This is a genomic window from Ferrovibrio sp. GW821-FHT12B10, assembly GCF_058807515.1.
This window is the reverse complement of the sequence record NZ_JBXAQT010000001.1, coordinates 2,566,032-2,588,201: the sequence shown is the minus strand read 5'-3', so window position 1 is coordinate 2,588,201 and position 22,170 is coordinate 2,566,032. Positions and strand designations below refer to the sequence as shown.

The 22,170-nt window shown below is 63.7% G+C and carries 21 protein-coding genes and 1 other RNA gene; 16 read left to right on the top strand and 6 right to left on the bottom strand.

All coding sequences use genetic code 11. The annotated features are described in order from the left end of the window. The first annotated feature begins 17 nt into the window (after window positions 1-17). The 3 genes from xdhA to xdhC are packed head-to-tail and all read left to right on the top strand — an operon-like array spanning window position 18 to window position 4,587. Window positions 18-1,472: a xanthine dehydrogenase small subunit gene (xdhA, locus tag AC1RRT_RS13100; RefSeq protein ID WP_493014246.1), complete on the top strand. Its 1,455-nt coding sequence runs from the start codon at window positions 18-20 to the stop codon at window positions 1,470-1,472. After that, the gene (gene xdhB / locus AC1RRT_RS13095) at window positions 1,469-3,790 is read left to right on the top strand and encodes a xanthine dehydrogenase molybdopterin binding subunit (RefSeq protein WP_493014245.1); all 2,322 of its coding nucleotides are present in this window, start codon (window positions 1,469-1,471) and stop codon (window positions 3,788-3,790) included. The genes xdhA and xdhB overlap by 4 nt, the downstream gene beginning before the upstream one ends. Continuing rightward, window positions 3,787-4,587, top strand: coding sequence for a xanthine dehydrogenase accessory protein XdhC (gene xdhC, locus AC1RRT_RS13090; protein WP_493014244.1), 801 nt, complete (start codon window positions 3,787-3,789; stop codon window positions 4,585-4,587). Before xdhB ends, xdhC begins: the two co-directional genes overlap by 4 nt. On the opposite strand, the gene AC1RRT_RS13085 is transcribed toward xdhC, so the two are convergent. Continuing rightward, entirely contained in the window at window positions 4,584-5,846 is a 1,263-nt protein-coding gene (locus tag AC1RRT_RS13085) for a DUF2336 domain-containing protein (RefSeq protein WP_493014243.1), read from the bottom strand. The two genes, xdhC and AC1RRT_RS13085, sit on opposite strands and share 4 nt — an antisense overlap. Then, complete coding sequence (locus AC1RRT_RS13080) at window positions 5,843-7,117, bottom strand: sensor domain-containing diguanylate cyclase (protein WP_493014242.1); 1,275 nt, start codon at window positions 7,115-7,117, stop codon at window positions 5,843-5,845. Before AC1RRT_RS13080 ends, AC1RRT_RS13085 begins: the two co-directional genes overlap by 4 nt. A 166-nt stretch (window positions 7,118-7,283) precedes the next feature. Here AC1RRT_RS13080 and AC1RRT_RS13075 point away from each other — a divergent pair, with 166 nt between their 5' ends. The 9 genes from AC1RRT_RS13075 (at window position 7,284) to AC1RRT_RS13035 (ending at window position 14,976) form a co-directional block, all read left to right on the top strand. Then, entirely contained in the window at window positions 7,284-7,937 is a 654-nt protein-coding gene (locus AC1RRT_RS13075) for a pyrimidine 5'-nucleotidase (RefSeq protein WP_493014241.1), read from the top strand. A 76-nt stretch (window positions 7,938-8,013) separates the two neighbouring features. Next, window positions 8,014-8,868: a 2,3,4,5-tetrahydropyridine-2,6-dicarboxylate N-succinyltransferase gene (gene dapD, locus AC1RRT_RS13070; protein WP_493014240.1), complete on the top strand. Its 855-nt coding sequence runs from the start codon at window positions 8,014-8,016 to the stop codon at window positions 8,866-8,868. Window positions 8,869-8,926: 58 nt separating this feature from the next. Beyond that, complete coding sequence (locus AC1RRT_RS13065) at window positions 8,927-9,523, top strand: response regulator transcription factor (protein WP_493014239.1); 597 nt, start codon at window positions 8,927-8,929, stop codon at window positions 9,521-9,523. 254 nt (window positions 9,524-9,777) lie between these two features. Then, a complete protein-coding gene (locus AC1RRT_RS13060; protein WP_493014238.1) occupies window positions 9,778-10,377 on the top strand; it encodes a MarR family winged helix-turn-helix transcriptional regulator in 600 nt (199 codons plus the stop codon). 17 nt (window positions 10,378-10,394) lie between these two features. Beyond that, window positions 10,395-11,624, top strand: coding sequence for an ABC transporter substrate-binding protein (locus AC1RRT_RS13055; protein ID WP_493014237.1), 1,230 nt, complete (start codon window positions 10,395-10,397; stop codon window positions 11,622-11,624). A 35-nt stretch (window positions 11,625-11,659) separates the two neighbouring features. After that, window positions 11,660-12,529, top strand: a complete 870-nt coding sequence (locus AC1RRT_RS13050) for a branched-chain amino acid ABC transporter permease (protein WP_493014236.1) — start codon at window positions 11,660-11,662, stop codon at window positions 12,527-12,529. Between the two features lie 13 nt (window positions 12,530-12,542). Beyond that, window positions 12,543-13,544 carry a branched-chain amino acid ABC transporter permease gene (locus AC1RRT_RS13045; RefSeq protein WP_493014235.1) on the top strand — a complete coding sequence of 334 codons (1,002 nt, stop codon included), beginning with the start codon at window positions 12,543-12,545 and terminating at the stop codon, window positions 13,542-13,544. Then, complete coding sequence (locus AC1RRT_RS13040) at window positions 13,541-14,272, top strand: ABC transporter ATP-binding protein (protein WP_493014234.1); 732 nt, start codon at window positions 13,541-13,543, stop codon at window positions 14,270-14,272. Before AC1RRT_RS13045 ends, AC1RRT_RS13040 begins: the two co-directional genes overlap by 4 nt. Continuing rightward, complete coding sequence (locus tag AC1RRT_RS13035) at window positions 14,269-14,976, top strand: ABC transporter ATP-binding protein (protein WP_493014233.1); 708 nt, start codon at window positions 14,269-14,271, stop codon at window positions 14,974-14,976. Before AC1RRT_RS13040 ends, AC1RRT_RS13035 begins: the two co-directional genes overlap by 4 nt. 62 nt (window positions 14,977-15,038) lie before the next feature. Here AC1RRT_RS13035 and AC1RRT_RS13030 read toward each other — a convergent pair whose 3' ends face one another. The 3 genes from AC1RRT_RS13030 to ssrA form a co-directional block, all read right to left on the bottom strand. Then, entirely contained in the window at window positions 15,039-16,652 is a 1,614-nt protein-coding gene (locus AC1RRT_RS13030; RefSeq protein WP_493014232.1) for a fumarate hydratase, read from the bottom strand. Window positions 16,653-16,708: 56 nt separating this feature from the next. Then, entirely contained in the window at window positions 16,709-17,233 is a 525-nt protein-coding gene (locus AC1RRT_RS13025; protein ID WP_493014231.1) for an SspB family protein, read from the bottom strand. A gap of 132 nt (window positions 17,234-17,365) precedes the next feature. Next, window positions 17,366-17,724, bottom strand: a transfer-messenger RNA (tmRNA) gene (gene ssrA / locus AC1RRT_RS13020). 130 nt (window positions 17,725-17,854) lie between these two features. Between ssrA and thyX the strand changes: the two genes are divergently transcribed. Next, window positions 17,855-18,793 carry an FAD-dependent thymidylate synthase gene (thyX, locus tag AC1RRT_RS13015; protein WP_493014230.1) on the top strand — a complete coding sequence of 313 codons (939 nt, stop codon included), beginning with the start codon at window positions 17,855-17,857 and terminating at the stop codon, window positions 18,791-18,793. Between the two features lie 13 nt (window positions 18,794-18,806). On the opposite strand, the gene AC1RRT_RS13010 is transcribed toward thyX, so the two are convergent. Then, window positions 18,807-20,006 carry a Bcr/CflA family efflux MFS transporter gene (locus AC1RRT_RS13010; RefSeq protein ID WP_493014229.1) on the bottom strand — a complete coding sequence of 400 codons (1,200 nt, stop codon included), beginning with the start codon at window positions 20,004-20,006 and terminating at the stop codon, window positions 18,807-18,809. A gap of 219 nt (window positions 20,007-20,225) precedes the next feature. Between AC1RRT_RS13010 and AC1RRT_RS13005 the strand changes: the two genes are divergently transcribed. The 3 genes from AC1RRT_RS13005 (at window position 20,226) to dapF (ending at window position 22,170) form a co-directional block, all read left to right on the top strand. After that, window positions 20,226-20,717, top strand: coding sequence for a response regulator (locus AC1RRT_RS13005; protein WP_493014228.1), 492 nt, complete (start codon window positions 20,226-20,228; stop codon window positions 20,715-20,717). A 9-nt stretch (window positions 20,718-20,726) separates the two neighbouring features. After that, the gene (locus AC1RRT_RS13000; RefSeq protein WP_493014227.1) at window positions 20,727-21,227 is read left to right on the top strand and encodes an Hpt domain-containing protein; all 501 of its coding nucleotides are present in this window, start codon (window positions 20,727-20,729) and stop codon (window positions 21,225-21,227) included. 88 nt (window positions 21,228-21,315) lie between these two features. Beyond that, window positions 21,316-22,170: a diaminopimelate epimerase gene (gene dapF, locus AC1RRT_RS12995; RefSeq protein WP_493014226.1), complete on the top strand. Its 855-nt coding sequence runs from the start codon at window positions 21,316-21,318 to the stop codon at window positions 22,168-22,170.

Genomic DNA, 22,170 nt, shown 5'->3' with positions numbered 1-22,170 from the left:
GATAGACCGGAGGCAGCATGTCCGAACCCGTGAGGTTCGTATCGCGCGGCCAGGTGGTGACGGTGGAACCCGATATTCCCCACACCATGACGGTCCTGGAGTATCTGCGCATCCGCCTGCGCCGCACCGGATCGAAAGAAGGCTGTGCCGAAGGCGACTGCGGTGCCTGCACCGTGGTGGTGGCCGAGGCCGCCGAAGACGGCAAGCTCAAGCATCGCGCTGTCAATGCCTGCATCCTGTTTGTGCATCAGCTCGACGGCAAAGCGCTGTTCACCGTCGATGACCTGGCAGACGGTGATCATCTGCACCCCGTGCAGCAGGCCATGGTCGACACCCATGGCTCGCAATGCGGCTTCTGCACGCCCGGCTTCGTCATGGCGCTGTTCGGGTATTACAAGACCCACGACAGGGCTGATGACACCAGCCTGAAGGATGCTTTGGCCGGCAATCTTTGCCGCTGCACCGGCTATCGTCCAATCCTTGAGGCCGGGCAGCGTATGTTCGAGGCCGGCAACGACCGTTTCGCACCGCAGGAAGCCGCATTGGTCGCGCAGCTTGGCAGCCTCAAACGCGAGCGCATGCTGCGCCATGCCACGCCGCAGGGCGATTTCCTCAGTCCGCGTAGCGCCGATGAGCTGGCGCAGACCCTGGCCATGCTGCCCGAGGGCGAAAGCTGGATCCTGGCCGGCGGCACCGATGTCGGACTGTGGGTCACCAAGCAGCAGCGCGTGCCGCGCAGCATTATCCATATCGGCCAGGTGGCCGAACTGAAGCGCATCACCGATCACGGTGCGGCCATCGAGATCGGTGCCGGCGTCACCTACAGCGATGCGTTTTCCGCCATCGAGAGCCTGCATCCGGATTTCGCCCGCATGGTTCGCCGATTGGGTTCGGTGCAGATCCGTAATTCCGGCACCATGGGCGGCAATATCGCCAATGGCAGTCCGATCGGCGACAGCATGCCAACGCTCATCGCTCTCGGCGCCACGCTGAAGCTGCGCTCGATAGCCGGCAGCCGCAACTTGCCGCTGGAGGACTTCTTCCTCGCCTATCGCAAGACGGCGCTCAAGGCGGGAGAGTTCGTGGAAAGCGTCACAGTGCAGAAGCCCGGACGGGACAGTCGCTTCACCGTCTACAAGCTGTCCAAGCGTTTCGACCAGGATATCTCGGCCGTACTGGCGGCCTTCCATGTGACGCTGGACGGCGAGATCGTGAAGGCTGCAAGGTTGGCCTTCGGCGGTATGGCCGGCACTCCGGCCCGCGCTGGCCGCGCTGAAGCGGCCCTGACCGGCAGACATTTCACGCCGGCCGATATCGAACCGGCGGTTGCCGCGCTGGCCGAGGATTTCCAGCCGATGAGCGACATGCGCGCCTCGGCGGAATACCGCTTGTTGGCGGCGCAGAACCTGCTGCGCAAATTCTGTCTCGAGATCAGCAGCGGCAAGACGATCTGTGTCGAGGCTGCCCAATGACCGCTGTCATCCACAAGCCAGTGAAGCATGACAGTGCCGCCAAGCATGTGGCCGGCACCGCGCGCTATATCGACGACCTACCCGAGCCCGAAGGCCTGCTGCATGTCGCCTTGCACCTGAGCGAGCGCACGCATGCGAAAATCCTGTCCGTTGACCTGACGGCTGCGTGCGCGCTGCCTGGCGTGATCGCGGTGATCACTGTGGCCGATGTACCCGGCAATGCCGATATCGCGCCGGTCGTCGGCCCAGAACCGGTGCTGGCAGATGGCGTGGTGGAATTCCACGGTCAACCGGTGGCCGCCATCGCCGCCGTCGATCTGGCCACTGCCCGTCGTGCCGCCAGGCTGGTGCGCGTAACCTATGAGGACCTGCCGGCGATCCTAGGCATCGCGGAGGCCATCGAAAAGAATGCGCTGCTGCTGCCGCCGCTGGGCCTGAAGCGCGGCGATGCTGCTGGCGCCATTGCCAGAGCGCCTCATCGCCTGCAGGGCGAATTGTATATCGGCGGGCAGGACCATTTCTATCTGGAAGGCCAGGTCAGCCAGGCCGAACCGCGCGAAGACGGAGACATGATGGTGCGCTGCTCGACGCAGCATCCCTCCGAAGTGCAGAAACTCGTTGCGCGCGTCCTCGACATACCCTTGCACGGCGTCACCGTGGAATGCCGGCGCATGGGCGGCGGCTTCGGTGGCAAAGAGACGCAGGCCGCGCAATTCGCCTGCCTCGCTGCGTTGCTGGCGGCGAAGACCGGCCACCCGGTAAAGCTGCGGCTCGACCGCGACGAGGATATGGCGATCACCGGCAAACGCCATGATTTCCTCAGCCGCTATGCCGTCGGCTTTGACGAGGATGGCCGCATTCTGGGCTACGACGTGACACTGGCTGGCCGCGGCGGCTGGGCTGCTGATCTCACCGGAGCCGTCGTGGATCGCGCCGTCTTCCATGCCGATTCCAGCTACTGGCTGCCCGATGTCACCATCACTGGCCTGTGCTGCAAGACCAATACGGTTTCCAATACGGCCTTCCGCGGCTTTGGCGGGCCGCAGGGCATGGCGACGACGGAGTATGTGATAGACGAGATCGCACGCCATCTGCAGCGCGACCCGCTGGAGATACGGCTAGCCAACCTCTACGGCACGACAAACAACAATGTCACGCCGTATTTCCAGACGATCAAGGATAACATCCTGCCCGACCTGATCGGCGAGCTGCTCGCCAGCAGCGACTACAAGACGCGCCGGCAACAGATCGACGCCTTCAATGCGCAGACTCCGCATCTCAAGAAGGGGCTGGCGCTGACCCCGGTGAAGTTCGGCATTTCCTTCACCACGACCTTCCTCAACCAGGCCGGAGCTCTGGTGCTGGTCTATGAGGATGGCTCGGTGCAGTTGAACCATGGCGGCACCGAGATGGGCCAGGGCCTCTATATCAAGGTGGCACAGGTGGTCGCCGAGACCTTCGGCATCGGGCTTGACCAGATTCGCATTACCGCCACCCGCACCGACAAGGTGCCGAACACCTCGGCCACCGCCGCCTCGGCCGGCGCCGACCTGAACGGCAAGGCAGCCGAGGCCGCCGCGCTGGAGATTCGCGGCCGCTTGGCCGCCGTCGCCGCACCGATCCTGGGCGTGCCGACAGAGCAGGTGGTCTTTGCCGACGGGCAAGCAAAGGGTGGGGGGAAATCAATTGCCTTCGCCGAGCTGGCCCACAAGGCCTGGATGAACCGCGTGCAACTCTCGGCATCTGGCTTCTACGCCACACCGGATATCCATTTCGACCGCGCCAGCGGGCGCGGCCAGCCGTTCTATTATTTCGCTTATGGCGTCGCAGTGACCGAGGTGCTGCTCGATACCTTCACGGGCGAATACCGCTTCACCCGTGCCGATCTGCTGCATGACTGCGGCAGCTCGCTCAATCCCGCCATCGATCGGGGCCAGGTGGAGGGCGGCTATCTACAGGGTCTGGGCTGGCTCACCATGGAAGAACTATGGTGGGACGACAAAGGCCGGCTGCGGACGCATGCACCCAGCACCTACAAGATTCCGACCGCGCGCGACCTGCCGGAAGATTTCCGCGTGCAACTGGTGTCGGGCCGCGCCAATCCGGCCGATACGGTGTTTCGCTCCAAGGCCGTGGGCGAGCCGCCGCTGATGCTCGGCATCTCAGCCTGGCTGGCCCTGAAGGACGCCGCCATCGCAGCGGCTGGCACAGCCAGCCTGCATCTGGATGCGCCGGCAACGCCCGAACGCGTGCTGCTGGCGATCGCGGCCGCGCGCAGGCAAATTGTGTCGGGCAGCAACAGCATGGCGGCGAAATGACCAATTGGCTCAATGCACTCGGCGACCTGGACCGGCGCGGCATCCCCGTCGTGCTAGTCACTGTGGCCGCCACCGACGGCTCGGCGCCGCGCGAAGCCGGCACCAAGATGGTGGTAACGCCCGACGAGACCATCGGGACCATCGGCGGGGGCACGCTGGAATTCCGAGCGATCGAGATTGCACGCCAGATGCTGGCTACCAGGCGCGGCCCGGACCTGCGCAAGTTTCCGCTCGGGCCATCGCTTGGCCAGTGCTGCGGCGGCTCAATGACCCTGCTGTTCGAGCCGCAGCGACCAGATCTGTTCACAGTGGCGCTGTTCGGCGCCGGTCATGTCGGCAAAGCCATTGTCCAGGTACTTTCGGCTCTGCCCTGCCGCATTCGCTGGTTCGACCCTCGCCCTGACGAATTTCCTGATCACGTACCACCTGGCGTCAGCATCGAGATCACCAATGCGCCCGAACGCGACGTCACCGTCCTCCCCGACGATGCCTGGCTGCTGATCATGAGCCACAGCCATGCACTCGATCTGGGCATCGCAGCCAAGGCCCTGCAGGAAGACCGCTTCGCCTATGTGGGCCTGATCGGCTCGGAAACCAAGCGCGCCCGCTTTCTCAAGCGTTTCCGCGAACTCGGCCTCACCGAGCAGCAGATCGCCCGCCTCACCTGCCCCATCGGCATCGATGGCGTGAACGGCAAGCATCCCGGGGAGATCGCCATCAGTACGGCGGCGCAACTGCTGCAATTGCGGGAAACCCGACGGCAGGGCTTACACGTCGTCGACGATAGCGCCGCTTAAAGGCCGAGAATCTTCAGCTGCTCTTCCAGCTCGCCCTGGCTCAACGGATAATCCGTGCCGTTACGGGCATTCAACATCATGCGTGGCGGCACACGGGCGATGTCGCGCTGCATCATCACCGCCGTGCGCATGGAGAATTTGGCGCGCCAGACTAGTGCCGTGATCAGGCGGCCGTTGCGCGCCTCCAGAGCCTTCTGGATCACCGACAGCGGGATGCGGCCATTCTGCACCAGCGATTGCAGCACGAAGTTGCGGTCGTTGCGCTCGATGGCATCCTGTACCGCGTCATTGTCGAGTTGCTTGGCCTTGATCAGCTTCTTCACCTGGGCTTCGGCATCCGACATCGAGGACTGGCTTTCCTCTTCCGCCGCCTCCTCATCTTCTTCCGCCGCCTCTTCCTCGAGTTTCACATCGAGGCGCTTTTCCATCACCTCGCGCACGGCCGCCAGCGCATCGGCCGGCAAATCCTTGCGACTGGCCAGCAGGCTGAGCAATGACGACGCGACAAAGCCGGCAATCCGCTTGGCCGCCTTACCCGGCAGATTGGGCCGCTGCACCAGTGGCTCATGCCAAGCCTCAACACTGGGGGCGGCATCGAGAATGAGATCAAGCGTCTCTTCTCGGATCTGGGCCGAATCGTTGGCCAGCAGCGCCGTCACCGCAGACACATCGCGCGTCGCAGCGATTACATCCGACACACCCGAGGAAAGACCGACGCGACGAGCAATCGCAGTCAATGCGCCCGACTGCGCCGAGGAGGCGACGATCTCGCGCAGGTCATCGTCGGTCAACAGCGGCGAGAATTGCAGCACCGGGGCCGAGACGATCAACTCGACATCCTGCGCCAGCTGCCGGATCAGGCGATGCGGGACATCAGTGGCGGACTTCAGTGCTTCCGACAGCACGGCGCGGATGCGCGCCAGTTCATCCATTGCCAGAAGTTCCAGCGTCTGGATCGCCAGTTCGCGCGCCTTGCCGGCTTCGTCCGCCGGCATGTCGGGCAACAGGCGCGTCACCTTTTCGGCCAGACGCTGGCGCACTTCGACTGATGAATCATTGGCGAGTAACAAATGGGCTTGTGCCGGCGTCGCCTCATTCTCGGCGATAGCGCGGCGCACCGACTCCACTTCGTCATTGGCGAGGTAATACAGGATCTCGGGCTGGGTGTCGGCGCGTTGCGCCAGCTTCAGCCGCTGGGCCTTGTCGCTCGACGCGGCCAGCGCCTTGGCCTTGTCGTATTCAATCCCCTTGCCGCTCACGATGACGCCCCCAAATCCGGTGGCAGCGCGATATGGCTGCGACCCTTGCCGCCTTTCTTGGCGGTATACATGGCCTCGTCGGCCCGCGCGATCAATGCCTCGGTGGTTTCCGGACCATCCAGCCGCGAGAAGACCGCACCGATCGAAAAGCCCAGCGGCGTACCCTCGACGCCGAAATCACGGTCCAGATCCCGCACGGCTTCATGCAGGCGCGTGGTGATAGGCTCGGCGCGATCGCGATCTACTTCTTCAAGCCAAAGCAGGAATTCGTCGCCGCCGATGCGCGACGCGAGATCGACGCCGCGCAGCAGTCGCCGGGTGATATCGGCCACGCCTTTCAGGACTGCATCGCCGGCCTGATGACCGCGCACGTCGTTGACCTTCTTGAAATTGTCCAGATCGAAATAGATCAACGTGCCGCGCTTGCCATTATGCAGATGCCGGCTCAGCCGCTTCTCCAGCTCAGCCAGGAAGGCACGACGGTTCAGCATGCCGGTAAGACCATCGGTGCTGGCCAGCTTGTCGAGCTGTTTGTGCGCGCGACGCAGCGCCTCGACCCGCTCCCGCGCCTCGGTCACATCGCGGGCGACGCCGCGTGTGCCGGTCCAGGCACCCTTGGCATCGCGTACCGGCAGGCAGGCCACCTCGAAGCAGCCGACACTGCCGTCCTTGCGCTGCAGGAAGACCTCGGCGGCATCCAGCGCATCCTGCGCCTCGAATGGCCAGGCCGACGGCATCGGCGTGCCCGGCGTGTCTTCGGCGACGAACTCACGCGCACTGCGCCCTTCCAGTTCGCGGGCGCTGTAGCCCAGTGCGCCGCGCGGCGAGACAAAACCGAACTTCCCGTCATCCTTGGTTTCCCAGGCAAAGTCGGTGGAGCAGGTGACCAGATCCTTGAAGAGCTGGCGCGACTGCATCAGCGCCTGGATCAGGTTGCGCTCCAGGGTGGCGTCGCGGCCCAGCAGCAGCAGGCGGCGCGCTTTCGCATCGCCCAGGGCGATCAGTGTCATCTGCAGCGCCGTGCCGCCGCGCATGCCGGGAACATCGGCGCGATCCTGTCGCGTCCTGCCATCCTTGAGGCAGGTATCGATCAGGGTGGCGAGATTGGGCAGTTGTCCGGCTCCCAGCGCCTCCAGCAGGGCCGCGGCGGATTCGTTGGCCTGCTGCACGCGTCCGGCATGATCGAATACGGCGGCAGGGCCGGGAAACTGCGGCACCAGGCTTTCGGGATCGAACCCGGAGCCGTCTATTGCTACGCTGTTTCCGCCCACTCTGGCTTCCCTCCCTGCGGACCGCCGCGATGCGGATGGCGACCCGGATACTCGCCATTTTAACCGGAACCGCCTATGGTGCGAAACCGTGATCTCCCCTGCCGCAGAACCCGATTCCACCCCTGTCGCCGCCCCACTCACTTGGCGGCCGCTCACAGGTTCGTCATTGCGCGGTGCCGCCACCTGGGTCTTCGATCTCGACAACACGCTCTATCCGGCGCATTGCAACCTGTTCGACCAGGTGTCGCGCCGCATGGGTGAGTTCATCGCCCGCACCTTCTCGGTCGACCTCGACGAAGCGCGCCGCCGACAGAAGCAGTTCTTCCATACCCATGGCACAACCCTGCGCGGCCTGATGGTCGAGCACCAGATCGAACCCGCCACCTTTCTGGATTACGTGCACGACATCGACCTCAGCGTGATTGCCGCCATGCCTGATCTGGGTGCGGCGCTGGATCGCCTGCCCGGCCGCAAACTGGTTTACACCAATGGCACGGTCGCCCATGCCGACCGCATCCTGGCAAAACTGGGCATCCGTGATCGCTTCGAGGCGACCTTCGATATCGTCGCCTCCGACTATCTGCCCAAGCCCGACATTGCGCCTTACCGCGTGATGCTGCAGCGCCACGACGTTGACCCCGCCCGGGCGGTGATGGTGGAAGATATGGCCCGCAACCTGATGCCTGCCGCCGCGCTTGGGATGACCACGGTCTGGGTCCCAACCACGGAAACCTGGTCGCAGCCGGCCGAGGATGATCGCAGCCATATCCACCATACCGCGCCCGACCTGACCGCCTTCCTGGCCGGCCTGCCGGACTGACCGGCGGGTTGACTCACCGGTCTTGGCGGCTATTGTCTCGCGATCCCACCAGACCGCTATTTCTCGAGGAATTTCCATGTCCGACGCCGTTCTCGCCAAGCAGCTTCAACCCGTCATCGACGCCGCCTGGGAAACCCGCGACCAGGTCAATTTCCAGACCAAGGGCGAGGTCCGCGACGCGGTGGAAGCCACACTGAATGCGCTGGACGACGGCAAGCTGCGCGTGGCCGAAAAGATCGACGGCAAGTGGACTGTGCACCAGTGGGCCAAGAAGGCGGTGCTGCTGAGCTTCCGCCTCACCGACAACATGCTGATCTCGGACGCCCCGGGTGGCGCCAACTGGTTCGACAAGGTGCCGTCGAAGTTTGCCGGCTGGAACGAGCAGCGTTTCCGCGCTGCCGGCTTCCGCGCCGTGCCGGGCGCCGTCGCCCGCCGGGCCGCGTATATCGCGCCGGGCGTGATCCTGATGCCGAGCTTTGTGAACCTCGGCGCCTACGTCGACAGCGGCACCATGGTCGACACCTGGGCCACCGTCGGCTCCTGCGCACAGATCGGCAAGAATGTGCATCTGTCGGGCGGCGTCGGCATCGGCGGTGTGCTGGAACCGCTGCAGGGCAATCCGGTCATCATTGAGGACAACTGCTTCATTGGCGCTCGGTCGGAAGTCGTGGAAGGCGTGATCGTCGAAGAAGGCGCCGTCCTGTCCATGGGCGTCTACCTCGGCGCGACGACCAAGATCATTGATCGCGCCACAGGCGAAGTCTTCGTCGGCCGTGTGCCGGCCTATTCGGTGGTGGTCTCGGGCAATATTCCCGGCAAACCGCTGCCCAATGGCCAGCCGGGCCCGTCGCTGTATTGCGCCGTGATCGTCAAGCGCGTCGATGCGCAGACTCGCTCCAAGACCTCCATCAACGATCTGCTTCGCGACTAAAACCATTCATTAACGCAGCGCGGCGAGACTGCAGGCTCGATTCCATTTGAGTCAGGCCATGTCAGAGATTCTCGCCAAGCCGCGCCGCATCGATCCGAACGCCTTTCGTCACGCGACCATCCTGGTCGCGGAAGGTGACCGCGCCCTGCGCCGCACACTGCGCGATGTCCTGTTAGGCATGGGCTTTCCGTCCATCCTTCTCGCCGGCACCTCGGCCGAGGCCATGCGCCAGATCGTGGAGCAGCGACCGAGCGTGGTGTTGCTGGACCACAAGCTACCCGGCAGCAACAGCGGCGACGGCCTGACGTTAACGCGCCGCCTGCGTCGCGACAGCGATGACCTGCCGATCATCCTGATGGCCCAGTCGCCTGATGCTGCCCTGGTGGCAGCGGCGCGCGATGCCGGCGTGAACGAGATAGTGATCAAGCCACTGGCAATGGGGGCGCTGGTGTTGCGGCTGATGCACGTGCTGAAGTCGCCGCGCCCCTTCATCCGCAGCCCGGGCTATCTGGGTCCTGACCGGCGCCGCCTCGCCGAACGCCGGTGCGCCGATCGCCGCATGATCGGCCTGCTGGATATCGAGCCTGAGCGGCGTGAAGTAGTCGGCCGCCGCAGCGGCGGCGAACGCCGGCGCAGCCGCAAATCCACGCCCTGACATCCGCTCAAAAAAAAGCCGGCCGAGGCGGGGACATCGAGCCGGCTGGACGCCGCAACGAGCGCCAAGTCCCCGCAGCTTAGCTGCCGCCCATGACTCTGGCGTGACGCTCCAGGCTTTGCTGTAATTGCCCGCCTGTCGACCTGGCAGGCGATTTAGTTTGCTTGCATTACTGTCACGCATAGCTACAATCCTGCGCAAACACGGGCCGGCCACGCAGCCGGCCCGGACATGACCGTGGGAGGGACTGCATCGTGGCGACATCCGCTGCGCGCACTGGAGCGAAAAGCGAGCGCCGCACGGCCCCCGCTCCCCGCATCGATTACGGCAGCCTGCCCCATCATGTCGGTTACCTGCTGCGGCTGGCCCAACTGCGGGTCTGGGAAGATTTCTATGGCCGGCTGGGCGAAACCGGAATCAGCCCGGCGCTGTTTTCAGCGCTGATGCTGGTCGAGCGCAACCCCGGCCTGCAGCAGAGCCGCCTGGGCGAGGCGCTCGGCGTGGCCCGCTCCGGCGCCATGACCATGGTCGATCGCCTCGAGCGTCTGGGCCTGGTCGAGCGGCGCGCCGATCCCAACGACCGCCGTGCCTATGGCCTGTTCCTGACCGTTCCGGGCGAACGCCGGGTGCAGGATTTGATTGCCAGGGTGAAGGTGCACGACACCTTGATCAACGCCGTATTATCGCCGGACGAGCATCGCACCCTGATGCAGCTCCTGCGCAAATTCGTCGCCGCGCCGGCGCCGATCGCTAAAGAGAAGCCCGGCGCAACGCTTTCCGACAACGAAAGCGATCCTGTAGCATCGCGTACCAAGCGGGCCGCCCAGGGTGGGCGACGCCCTCATCAATCTTAAAAACGGGAGGAATCACCATGAGCGTCAAAGTCACGCGCCGCCAGTTCACCGCCACCGCCGCCGGCGCAGCCCTGCTCGCCAGCACCGCACCCTTCAATATCGGTCGGGCGCAGAGCAGCACTCTGAAGATCGGTTCGATCCATCCGCGTTCGGGCTTCCAGGCCCAGCTCGGCATCGCCTGCCAGCGCGGCATCGACCTGGCGCCGCGCGTGCTCAAGAGCATGGGCATCGACGCCAATGTCGAGATCATGAATGCCGATACCGAATCCAACGTCGACGTGGCCCGCAGCCGCGCCGAGAAACTGATCAATGACGGCGCCAATGTGCTGATCGGCGCCTTCGACAGCGGCCAGTCCGCCGCCATCGCCCAGGTCGCCGAGCAGAAGGGCGTGCCCTACATCATCAACGTGGCTGCTGCCCCGCAGATCACCGAGCAGGGTTACAAGTTCGTCTTCCGCAACTTCCCCACCGCGCCGATGCTGGTGGGTGACGGCCTGAACCTGATGAAGGGCGTGTTCGAGAAGAGCGGCATCACGCCGAAGACTGCCGTGTTCATGCATGTGAACGATACCTTCGGCCAGTCGATGGCCGGTGCCATCAAGGCAATGGCGCCGCGCTTCAACCTGCCGTTCCAGGTGGTGGAAACCATCTCCTACGATCCGCAAGCCAAGGACCTGTCGGTGGAAATCGCCAAGGCCAAGGCCACCGGTGCCGACATGCTGATGCCGGTCACCCGCCTGAACGACGCCATCCTGATGATCCGCGAGATGGTGAAACAGCGCTGGGAGCCGCAGATCGTGATGAGCCCCGGCGCTCCGGGCTTCTACGAGGGCCAATTCTACAAGACGCTGGGCAAGTTCTCAAACTACCTGCTGACCAACGTGCCCTGGTACAATCCACGCTCGTCGATCACCCAGAAGCTGCTCGACGAGTTCACCAAGAGCTACAAGGGCGAGTTGTTCGAGCTCAATGTCGGCTTCTCGTTTGAAGCCGTCATGATCGCGGTGAATGCCTTCAACGCGGCCAAGAGTACGAACGGCACGGCGCTGGCCGATGCAATCCGTAAGACCAACATCACCGACCACGTGATGGCGGGCGGCCCGCTGCAGTTCGACGCCAAGGGCCAGAACGTCAACATCAAGTCGGTGACACTGCAGAATCTGGAACAACGCCCGAAAGTGGTGCTGCCACTGGATATCGGCGAAGACAACCTGACCCTGCCGATGCCCAGCTGGACCAAGCGGTAACATGATCCTGACCACGCGTACCCGCCGGAGCACCGATGCCTGCTGAGCTTGTTTTCAATGTAGCCATCCAGGGCATATTGACCGGATTGGTCTATGGCCTGATGGCACTCGGCCTATCGGTAATCTTCGGTGTGGTGCGCGTGGTCAACTTCGCCCATGGCGAAATGATGACGATCGCCGCCTATGCGGCAATCATCGCTTTCGGCGCGTGGAATATCGATCCGCTGGTGGCGATGGTGCCGATCGCGGTCATCCTCTTCGCGCTTGGCTATGCGATGCAGGCGGTCCTGATCAACCCCTTCATCAACCGGCCCGAACACAGCCAGTTCATGCTGCTGGCCGCCGTGGCCCTGATCATGGTCAACGGCCTGCTGATGATCTTCGGGCCGGATGCTCGCAATGTGCTGGTCGATTACGCGCTTGATTCGATCGAGATCGGCCCGCTGCTGATCGACAAGGTTCGCGTGATCACCGCCGTGCTGGCTCTGGCAATCACCGCCGGGCTTTTCGCCTTCTTCAAGCTCAGTCGCACGGGTAAGGCGATTCGCGCCTGCGCCGACAACCACATGGGCGCGCTGGTCGTCGGCCTGAATGTCAAGCGGCTCTATGCGCTGACCTTCGGCCTCGGCTCGGCCTGTGTGGGCGCCGCCGGAGCCATGATGACGCTGCTGATCGACACCACACCCAATATCGGACCGGCTTTTACGCTGCAGGCCTTCGTCATCGTCATCGTCGGCGGCCTGGGTTCCATGCCCGGCGCGCTACTCGGTGGACTGTTGATCGGCTTGTCGGAAGCCATGGCCGGGCTGTTCTTCGCGCCGTCGGCCAAAAGCATGTTCGGCATCGCTATCCTGATCCTGGTGCTGCTGTTCCGGCCTCAGGGCCTGCTGGGGCGCCGGGTTTAATGAGAAATCGGGCATGATTGCAAGACTGACCAACGGCGTGCCGCGGCGCGCCCTCATCCTGCTTGGCCTGCTGCTGGCCGTGCTGGCACTCGCGCCACTCTTCATCGGCAGCTACGGCCTCTCGATCCTGATCCTGGTACTGTATTTTGCCTATACCGGCCAAGCCTGGAACGTGATGATGGGCTTTGCAGGACAGCTCAGCCTCGGGCACTCGCTCTATGTCGGGCTTTCCGCCTATACCGCCGCGGCCCTCTATGTGCATTTCGGCATCGGACCGTGGGCCGGCGTCTGGGTCGCCATCATCGTGAGCATGGCGGCCGGCCTAATCATCGGCTTCCTTGCCTTCCGCTTCGGCATCGGTGGCGTCTATTTCGCCCTGCTGACCATCGCGTTTTCCGAATTCACCCGCGTCGGCTTCGACCATTTCACCTGGGTCAACGGATCCGGCGGCTTCTTCCTGCCGGTGGCGCAGTACAGCGTCAACGATCCCTTGAACCTGCGCGGATCACCGGTGATGTTCTATTATATCCTGCTCGCCATCACGGCGCTGGCCTTCATCTTCTGCCGCTGGCTGCTCACCGGTCGGATCGGTTATTATTGGCTGGCGATCCGCGAAGAGCCAGAAGCGGCCCAGACGCTGGGCATCAACATCTTCCGTTACAAGATGATCGCCGTGGCGATCTCCTCGGGCATGACTGCGCTCAGCGGCGTGTTCTTCGCCTTCTATTACAACAACCTGTTCCCCGAGCAGATTTTCAGCATGAACCGCTCGATCGAGCTGATCCTTGGCCCGATCATCGGCGGCGTCGGCTCGCTGTTCGGCCCGATCCTCGGCGCCTTCGTGCTGACCGCGCTGGCGGACGGCCTGAACGAGGTCATGGCGCATTTCGGCTATGAGGTCCCCGGCGTGAAGCTGGTCTTCTATGGCCTCTGCCTCGCCGCCGTGATCATGTGGCTGCCCAACGGCATCTGGCCGCCACTGCGCAAGAAGCTCGGCCTGGGAGAGCGGCTATGACCGAACCCCTGCTTCGCGTCGACGGCATCACGAAGAGCTTCCGCGGCCTGCGCGCCGTGCATCAGGCCTCGCTGGCCGTGCCCGTAGGCGGCATTGTCAGCCTGATCGGCCCGAACGGCGCCGGCAAGACCACCTGCTTCAACATGATCGCCGGCGTCTTCGCACCCGACGAGGGCCGCATCAGCTTTGCCGGCGGTAGCATCGCCGGACTACGTCCGGACCAGATCTGCCACGCCGGCATCGGCCGCACCTTCCAGATCGTGAAGCCCTTCAAAGACCTCACCGCGCTGGAGAATGTCATGGTCGGCGCGCTGCTGCGCGAAACCAGTACCAGCATTGCTCGCAAAAAGTCGGAAGGCGTGCTCGATCAGCTCGGCATGCTGGACAAGCGCGACCAGCCGGCCGCACAGCTCACCCTGCCCGAGCGCAAACGCCTTGAAGTGGCGCGTGCCCTTGCCACCGACCCTAAACTGCTGCTGCTGGATGAAGTGATGGCCGGGCTCCGGCCGACCGAGACCGACCAGATGGTCAACGTTTTCCGCGACCTGAACAGAAAGCACGGCATGACCATCCTGCTGATCGAGCATGTGATGCGCGCCGTGATGGCGCTGTCGCAGCAGGTGGTCGTGCTGCACCATGGCGAAGTGATTGCCCGCGGCGAGCCGGAGCAGGTGGTGCGCGACCCGGCCGTGCTGGAATGCTATCTGGGTGAGGAGGCCGTGGCATGAGCCTGAGCCTCAACAAACTCGACGTCTTTTACGGCGACGCACAGGCGCTGGATGGCGTCTCGCTCACCGTGCCCCAGGGCAGCATTGTCGCCATCATCGGCGCCAATGGCGCCGGCAAGTCGACCTTGATTCGTACCATTGCAGGCATCGAACGGCCGCGTGCCGGCACGATCCGCTACAACGACGCCGAGATCGGCGGGATGCCGAGCTACAAGGTCTGCAATCTCGGCATCGGCCAGGTCGCCGAGGGTCGTCAGATTTTCCCCAGCTTGAGCGTGCTGGAGAACCTGCAGATGGGCGCATTGCTGCCGCGCGCGCGCGGCAAGGAAAAACCCACACTCGACGAAGTCTTTTCCCTCTTCCCGCGCCTGGCCGAACGGCGCGACCAGCTCGCCGGCACCATGTCGGGCGGCGAGCAGCAGATGCTGGCCATCGGCCGCTGCCTGATGGGCCAGCCGGAACTGATCATGTTCGACGAGCCGTCGCTGGGTCTAGCTCCGGCCGTGGTGCAAGAGGTTTTCCGCATCATCAAGCTGCTGCACGAGCGCGGCATGACGGTGATCCTGGTCGAGCAGAATGTCGCCGTGTCACTCAAGCTGGCAGACCATGCCTACGTTCTGGAAAACGGCCGTATCGTCATGGAAGGCAGCGGCGAACAGCTGCTGCATGACGACCGCGTGCGACAAGCCTATCTGGGCCTCTGACCGCACAAAAAAGGCCGCCAGATAAACCGGCGGCCTTTTTTTCATGCCTGCACTTTTCGCCGTTATTTGATCGTGGCGAAAAAGTCGTTGCCCTTGTCGTCCACGATGATGAAGGCGGGGAAATTCTCGACCTGGATGCGCCATACCGCCTCCATGCCGAGCTCCGGGTATTCCAGCGTCTCGATATGCTTGATCGAGTTCTTGGCCAGGATGGCGGCAGGACCGCCAATCGAGCCGAGATAGAAGCCGCCATATTCCTTGCAGGCATCGGTCACCTGCTTGGAACGGTTGCCCTTGGCCAGGCTGATGAAGCCGCCGCCGTTTTTCATCAGCTCGCCCACATAAGAATCCATGCGGCCGGCCGTGGTCGGGCCGAACGAGCCCGAGGCATAGCCTTCCGGCGTCTTGGCCGGACCGGCGTAATAGATCATGTGGTTCTTCACATAGTCCGGCAGCCCCTCGCCACGCTCGATGCGTTCGGCGAACTTGGCATGGGCCAGATCACGGGCCACGATGAGCGTGCCGGTGAGCGACAGCCGCGTCTTCACCGGATACTGCGACAGCTGCTTACGGATCGCGTCCATCGGCTGGTTGAGATCGACCTTGACCACTTCGGCCGAGAGCTTGTCCTCATGTTCGGGCAGATATTGCGCAGGATTGGTTTCCAGCTGTTCGAGGAACACGCCGTCGCGGGTGATCTTGCCCAGAATCTGACGATCGGCCGAGCAGGACACCGCCATGCCGATCGGCACGCTGGCGCCATGGCGCGGCATGCGGATCACGCGCACATCGTGGCAGAAATACTTGCCGCCGAACTGCGCGCCGATGCCGTTGACCCGGGTCAGTTCAAGAATCTTCTGCTCGAATTCCACATCGCGGAAAGCGTGACCCGAGGGACTGCCCTTGGTCGGCAGATTGTCGAGATAGCGCGCCGAAGCGAGCTTGGCGGTCTTGAGGTTGAGCTCCGCCGACAGGCCGCCGATCACGATGGCCAAGTGATAGGGCGGGCAAGCGGCGGTGCCCAGCGTCTTGATCTGGGTGTCGAGGAACTTCAGCAGCGCGTCGCCGCGCAGCACGGCGGGGGTCTGCTGGAACAGATAGGTCTTGTTGGCCGAGCCGCCGCCCTTGGCCATGAACAGGAACTTGTAGGCATCACCATCGGTGGCATAGAGCTCGATCTGTGCCGGCAAGTTCGTACCGGTGTTCTTTTCCTCAAACATCGTCAACGGCGCGAGCTGCGAGTAGCGCAGGTTGGTCTCGGTATAGGTGCGATAGATACCGCGGCTCAGCGCTTCCTCGTCCTTGCCCGAGGTCCAGACATACTGGCCCTTCTTGCCGATCACGATGGCGGTGCCGGTATCCTGGCAGCTCGGCAGAATCATGCCAGCCGAGATATTGGCGTTCTTCAGCAGCTCCAGCGCCACGAAATGGTCGTTCGGCGAAGCATCCTTGTCGTCCAGGATGGCGCGCAGCTGCGCCAGATGGCCGGGGCGGAACAGATGCGCGATATCACGCATGGCATGGAAGGTCAGGTCGCCGAGCGCCTTGTCGCTGACCTGAAGCACCTCGCGGTCGCCGACCTTGATCACCTTCACCTCATCCGTATCGATCTTGCGATAGGGCGTGGTTGTGTCAGGGCCAAGCGGAAGCAGGTCCTCGTAACCGAACTCGGGCATTGGGGTCTCCGGGGCTTATGCTGGTGGGCCCGCGTGACGGCAGGCCGGACGGAAAATCAGGTCTTCTTTTTGCGGAAGGCGTCTAGGGCCACGACTTCGCCGGTCTTGGGCTCGGCATCGCCATCGGCTGCCGCCGTGCCAGCGCCGGCCGGGGCGTCGCTGTCGGCTGCATTGCCAATTGCAGCCGGCGCAACGACGCCGCTGCGCGCCGGCGCATCGGCATTGGGCGCCACGCGGAACTGCAGGCCGAACTGCACGCTGGGATCGGCGAAGGCCGTGATCGCGGCATAGGCGATGATCAGGCGCTCAGGCACCTTGTTGAAGCTGAGCGTGACCTGGAAGGCGTCCTCGCCCGGCTCCAGGCCCCAATACTGATGCTGCAGCACGATGGTCATCTCTTCCGGATAACGCTCATGCAGATAGTCGGGCAGCTGCACGCCGGGCTGGTCGGTGCGGAAGGTGATGTAGAAATGATGGTTGCCGGGCAGGCCGAATTCGGAGGCGCGCTTGATCGCCTCGCGGACGGCGCCGCGCAGGGCGTTCTCCACCATCTGGTTGTAATCGAGCAGCTTGCCGGCCATGCCTAATCTTCTCGGGAGCTCAATGCGGTCATTACTCTTACGCCTATTTTACGCTTCGGAGCCGGGCCATTCAATTCCAAGCCGCCCATCCGGACCGGTCATCCACAGATAAGCACTGATTTTGCGGTATTAAGTGGGGGGCTTCTGTTGCCCGGCGCCCCCCGAGCCGCGCTTACCTATTAGGCAGCGAGTGCAACGCTATTGTCGTTGGCACTTAGAGATTGACCCGATAACGGCGGTATCATGCCGGGCAAAAGCTGGACCTTTACTACGCATGTCAAATCTATTCGCCCCCATCATCAACCCAGCAGCCAGGGACCTAAATCCATAGCCGAAAGGCCGTTTCCCGCCTTTATCCACAGGCTGGGCTCATGGTGGAGGCGCCGGGTACTGCCCCCGGGTCCATTACGCTTATTCTGAACAGCGTTTATCGCCATAGTCGGTTACCCGACAGGACTAACTTAGGGTGTCCGGGGCGGTTTTTGAAGCCCTCCCGCTTGGCTATCGCCGGAGGGTATTTCCGGGCCCGGCCGGGGCTTTTGGGGACTCGGCCAGCCGGTCTATAACCACCTGCCTTTCGCCCGGCGGCCCGAGTCGCCGGAATGTGCCGGAGATTGCCGTATGACCATGACGCCGGAGCAGGCCGCCGAGATTGCGGCCCTGCGCAGCCAGAGCCAGACCACCCGTCGCGCCACCGTGCCGGCGCTGGAGGAAATCCTCTACGAACCGCTGCCGCTGCTCGATCATGGCTTCGTCCGCGTCATCGACTATATGGGTGATGACGCCGCCGTTGTGCAGGCCGCCCGTGTGTCCTACGGCCGCGGCACCAAGAAGGTCAGCGAGGATCGCGGCCTGATCAACTATCTGATGCGGCACCGGCATAGCACGCCGTTCGAGATGTGCGAAATCAAGTACCATGTGAAGCTGCCGATCTTCGTCGCGCGCCAGTGGATCCGCCATCGCACCGCCAACGTCAACGAATACTCGGCGCGCTACTCGATCCTGGACAACGAGTTCTACATCCCCGCGCCCGACCAGCTTGCCTCGCAGTCGAGTTCGAACCGCCAGGGCCGCGGTGACGTACTGACCGGCCCGGAAGCCGCCCGCGTGCTGGAACTGCTGAAGCGCGACGCCAGCCAGAGCTATGCCTCTTATGAGGAAATGCTCAATGAGGGTCCCGATGGCAGCAAGCGCGATGAGGGTCGTGAAGGCCTGGCGCGCGAGCTGGCCCGCATGAATCTGACGGTGAACTTCTATACCCAGTGGTACTGGAAGACCGACCTGCTCAACCTGCTGCATTTCCTCAGCCTGCGCGCCGACAGCCACGCCCAGTATGAAATCCGCGTTTATGCGGAAGCCATGCTGGAAACCGTGAAGCGCTGGGTGCCGGCCTGCTACGACGCCTTCATGGAGTACCGCATCGGCGGTGCCAGCCTGTCGGCCACGGCCCTGAAGATCGTGCGACGCATGCTGAACGGCGAAACCGTCGACCAAGCCTCGTCGGGCCTGAGCGCGCGCGAATGGCGCGAACTGATGGCCGTGCTGAAGCCGGAAAGCTGAGACGGTTACGGCGTCAGAGCATCGCGCGGCCGGCATCGGCGCGGTTCATCCACCACACCACGGCCCCGAACAGGGCCGTGCCAGCGAAGACCAGACCCAGCGACAGTGCATCGCCGGCCGGCACAAGGGCATTCACCGCCGAACCCATGCCGCCACCGGCAGTCTGCAGAAAACCCGACAGGGCCGAGCCGGCGCCGATGGTGGCCGGATTGACGCCCACCGCGGAGACGACCGAATTCGGCAGCGCCAGCCCCATGCCGACCGCCCACAGCATCCGCATCGTCACGATGGCGGCGACATCGGCGCCGAACAGTTCGATATAGATCGCCAGTCCGGCCGCACCAGCCAGCATGCAGAGCACGCCAGCATCGACCAGGCACAGCATACCGATACGACCACCCAGCCGTGACGACAGCATCGCGCCGATAAAAAAGCCGCCGCTGCCCAGCGCGATCAGGATGCCGTAGGTGACTGGCGCCAGCCCCATGCTGCCAATCAGCACCGAGGGCGCGCCGGCATTGAAACTGTGCAGCCCGGCGAAGATTCCCAGATTGAGCAGGCCGAAGGTGAGAAAGGCGCGGTTGGTCAGCAGGAAACCGTAGGCGCGCATGATGCCGCGCAGCAAAGGTCCGGTCTCGCCGGTGGGCGGATGGGTTTCCGGCAGGCGCAACAGCAGGGTCAGCATGACCCCCAGGGTGATCGCTCCGCTGATCCAGAAGGTGGCCTGCCAGCCCAGATACTGCTCGACCAACCCGCCCAGCACCGGGGCAATGATGGGGGCGATGGCCAGGGCTGCGCTGACCGTCGAGGTGGCCCGGGCGGCGGCCGGCCGGTCGTAGACATCGTTGATGATCGCCCGGCCCGTGGCCATGGCGCTGGCCGCACCCAGCCCCTGCAGCGCCCGGCTCCAAAGCAGGTCGTCCAGGCTGTCAGCCAGGGCGCAGGCCGCGGATCCCACGACCATAACCGCCAGACCGCCCAGCAGCAGGCGCCGGCGGCCGTAACGGTCGCTCAACGGTCCATAGACCAGCTGCCCACCGGCAAAAGTGATGAAATACACCGCAAGGGTGAGGGGCAGGGCATCGGCAGATATGCCAAGCTGACGCCCGATCGCCGGCAGCGACGGTAAATACATGGTGGCCGCCAGAATCCCGTTGGCAAACAGGATAGTCAGCAGCGGCAGCAGACCGGCAGGGGGTGGCGGTTTCGGCATGGGCGGATAGGGCAGAGCCAGGGGTAGAATGACGAGTCGGCCAATCCCATTCCCGGTGTCACGGATCGGTTGGCTTCGCTCCACCGCCAGTATATATATGATCGCGCAAGTATTTCTATGATTCTCGAGAGGCTCGGCGCCATTGCCGGCCACCGGGCAGCGCCACTGGAACTAGGGGAAAATCCTCAGTCAGGCGGCAGGGGGCAGTCGGAATACGGGATGTCGGAAAAAATCGATTTCAGCCACGTCCGTTTCCTCGTCGTGGATACCAACAAACTGATGTGCCAGATCATCAAGGACATCCTGATGATGCTGGGCGCAACACAGGTGATGACCGCCCGCGACAGCGAGAAGGCGATCGCCAGCATGCGTTCCGGCGGCGTTGACGTTCTGATCAGCGAATGGAACCTGAAGCCGCGTACCGGCCTCGAACTGCTCGACTGGGTGCGCACCGACGGCACCTCGCCCGACCGCATGATGCCGGTGATCATGCTGACCGCCAATTCCGAGGTTGAATACGTGATTGAGTCACGCGACAAGGGCGTGACCGAATTCCTCGCCAAACCTTTCACGGCCGACGGCGTCTATCGCCGCCTGGTCTCGGTGATCGCCCGACCGCGTGATTTCGTCAGTGTAAAGGGCTATTTCGGCCCGGATCGCCGGCGTCAGCAGATCCCGTTTGAAGGCCCCGATCGCCGGAAATTGGATTAGGCCATCAGCATGCGTCGGAACATCATCCCCAATCGCGGCGACCTGAAACGCAAGGCGGTCAATTACAAGACCGGCCTGAGCCTGAAGCTCGACGACGAAACGCTGAAAAAGATGGAAGACCTGCTGGAGAAATCCTCGGGCCATTTCCTTGATGAGACCGCCGAAGTCCTCAAGACCCTGCGCGAGCAACTGAGCCGTGCCGCCGCCGATCCTTCAAGCCGCGCCGAGGTGCTGGAGCATATCCGCGAGGAGGCTTTCCAGATCAAGGGCATGGGCGGCGTGTTCGGCTATCCGCTGCTGACCGAGTTCTCCAAATCGCTGCATGATTTCATGAAGGAACTCACTGTTCTGGACGAACTGCAGCAGGAGATTGTGAGTATCCATATCGATACCCTCTATGTGGTGGTGTCGCACCGGATCAAGGGCTCAGGCGGCCCGCTGGAGGCCCAGCTGCGCGCCTCCCTGAAAGCCGCCATCGACAAGGCCAAACCGGCCGCCGCCAAGATCTGACCGGCCGTTCGGGGCGGAACGTCCCCGGCAGGCCCCGGTGTGACGGCCTTCTCTGGACACTCCCCCGCCCCCGCCCTATAACCCCCGCATGCACCCGGCAAGCCCCCTTCCCTTCGTCAAGATGCACGGTCTCGGCAACGATTTCGTCGTGCTGGATGCGCGCGCGCATGCCCTGCCGCTCGATCTGGCGGCGGTGAAGCTGCTGGCCGACCGCAAGCGGGGCGTCGGCTTCGACCAGCTCATCACACTGGAGCGGTCGACCAAGGCCGACGTGCTGATGCGCATCCATAACGCCGATGGTGGCGAGGTCGAATCCTGCGGCAATGCTGCACGCTGTGTCGCCACGCTGCTGATGCGCGAGAACGGCCGCGACGCCGTCACTATCGATACCGCCGGCGGCTGGCTGCAGGCCAAGAGCGGCGCCAGCGGCCTGGTCACCGTAGACATGGGCGAGCCGACCTTCGACTGGCAGGGCATTCCGCTCGCCCGCGAGATGAACACCATGAACATGGCCTACAGCCATGCCGGCTATGACAAGCCTGGCGCGGTGAATGTCGGCAACCCGCATGTGGTCTTCTTCGTCGGCGACGCCGAGGCCGTGCCGGTGGCCGAGATCGGCCCCAAGATCGAACATGATCCATTGTTCCCCCAGCGCATCAATGTCGAGTTCGCGCAGGTGATCGACCGCCGCCAGATCCGCATGCGGGTCTGGGAACGCGGCGTCGGCGTCACGCGCGCCTGCGGCACGGGCGCCTGCGCCACTCTGGTGGCTGCTGCCCGCCGCGACCTGACCGAGCGCAAGGCCGACATCGTGCTGGACGGTGGCGTGCTGACCATCGAATGGGCTGCCGACAACCATATCTACATGACCGGTCCGGCCACCGAGGCCTTCCGGGGCGAAGTGCCGCCGAGCTTCTGGACCGCGCTGAACGACGCGGCGTGA

What these genes read in the sequence shown, in the direction of transcription:
- dapF (WP_493014226.1), top strand. Translation starts at nt 21,316, where the DNA reads ATGCACCCGGCAAGCCCCCTTCCCTTCGTCAAGATGCACGGTCTCGGC.
- AC1RRT_RS13050 (WP_493014236.1), top strand. Translation starts at nt 11,660, where the DNA reads ATGCCTGCTGAGCTTGTTTTCAATGTAGCCATCCAGGGCATATTGACC.
- AC1RRT_RS13055 (WP_493014237.1), top strand. Translation starts at nt 10,395, where the DNA reads ATGAGCGTCAAAGTCACGCGCCGCCAGTTCACCGCCACCGCCGCCGGC.
- xdhA (WP_493014246.1), top strand. Translation starts at nt 18, where the DNA reads ATGTCCGAACCCGTGAGGTTCGTATCGCGCGGCCAGGTGGTGACGGTG.
- AC1RRT_RS13010 (WP_493014229.1), bottom strand. Translation starts at nt 20,006, where the DNA reads ATGCCGAAACCGCCACCCCCTGCCGGTCTGCTGCCGCTGCTGACTATC.
- xdhB (WP_493014245.1), top strand. Translation starts at nt 1,469, where the DNA reads ATGACCGCTGTCATCCACAAGCCAGTGAAGCATGACAGTGCCGCCAAG.
- AC1RRT_RS13065 (WP_493014239.1), top strand. Translation starts at nt 8,927, where the DNA reads ATGTCAGAGATTCTCGCCAAGCCGCGCCGCATCGATCCGAACGCCTTT.
- AC1RRT_RS13000 (WP_493014227.1), top strand. Translation starts at nt 20,727, where the DNA reads ATGCGTCGGAACATCATCCCCAATCGCGGCGACCTGAAACGCAAGGCG.
- AC1RRT_RS13025 (WP_493014231.1), bottom strand. Translation starts at nt 17,233, where the DNA reads ATGGCCGGCAAGCTGCTCGATTACAACCAGATGGTGGAGAACGCCCTG.
- AC1RRT_RS13045 (WP_493014235.1), top strand. Translation starts at nt 12,543, where the DNA reads ATGATTGCAAGACTGACCAACGGCGTGCCGCGGCGCGCCCTCATCCTG.
- AC1RRT_RS13040 (WP_493014234.1), top strand. Translation starts at nt 13,541, where the DNA reads ATGACCGAACCCCTGCTTCGCGTCGACGGCATCACGAAGAGCTTCCGC.
- AC1RRT_RS13035 (WP_493014233.1), top strand. Translation starts at nt 14,269, where the DNA reads ATGAGCCTGAGCCTCAACAAACTCGACGTCTTTTACGGCGACGCACAG.
- xdhC (WP_493014244.1), top strand. Translation starts at nt 3,787, where the DNA reads ATGACCAATTGGCTCAATGCACTCGGCGACCTGGACCGGCGCGGCATC.
- dapD (WP_493014240.1), top strand. Translation starts at nt 8,014, where the DNA reads ATGTCCGACGCCGTTCTCGCCAAGCAGCTTCAACCCGTCATCGACGCC.
- thyX (WP_493014230.1), top strand. Translation starts at nt 17,855, where the DNA reads ATGACCATGACGCCGGAGCAGGCCGCCGAGATTGCGGCCCTGCGCAGC.
- AC1RRT_RS13030 (WP_493014232.1), bottom strand. Translation starts at nt 16,652, where the DNA reads ATGCCCGAGTTCGGTTACGAGGACCTGCTTCCGCTTGGCCCTGACACA.
- AC1RRT_RS13005 (WP_493014228.1), top strand. Translation starts at nt 20,226, where the DNA reads ATGTCGGAAAAAATCGATTTCAGCCACGTCCGTTTCCTCGTCGTGGAT.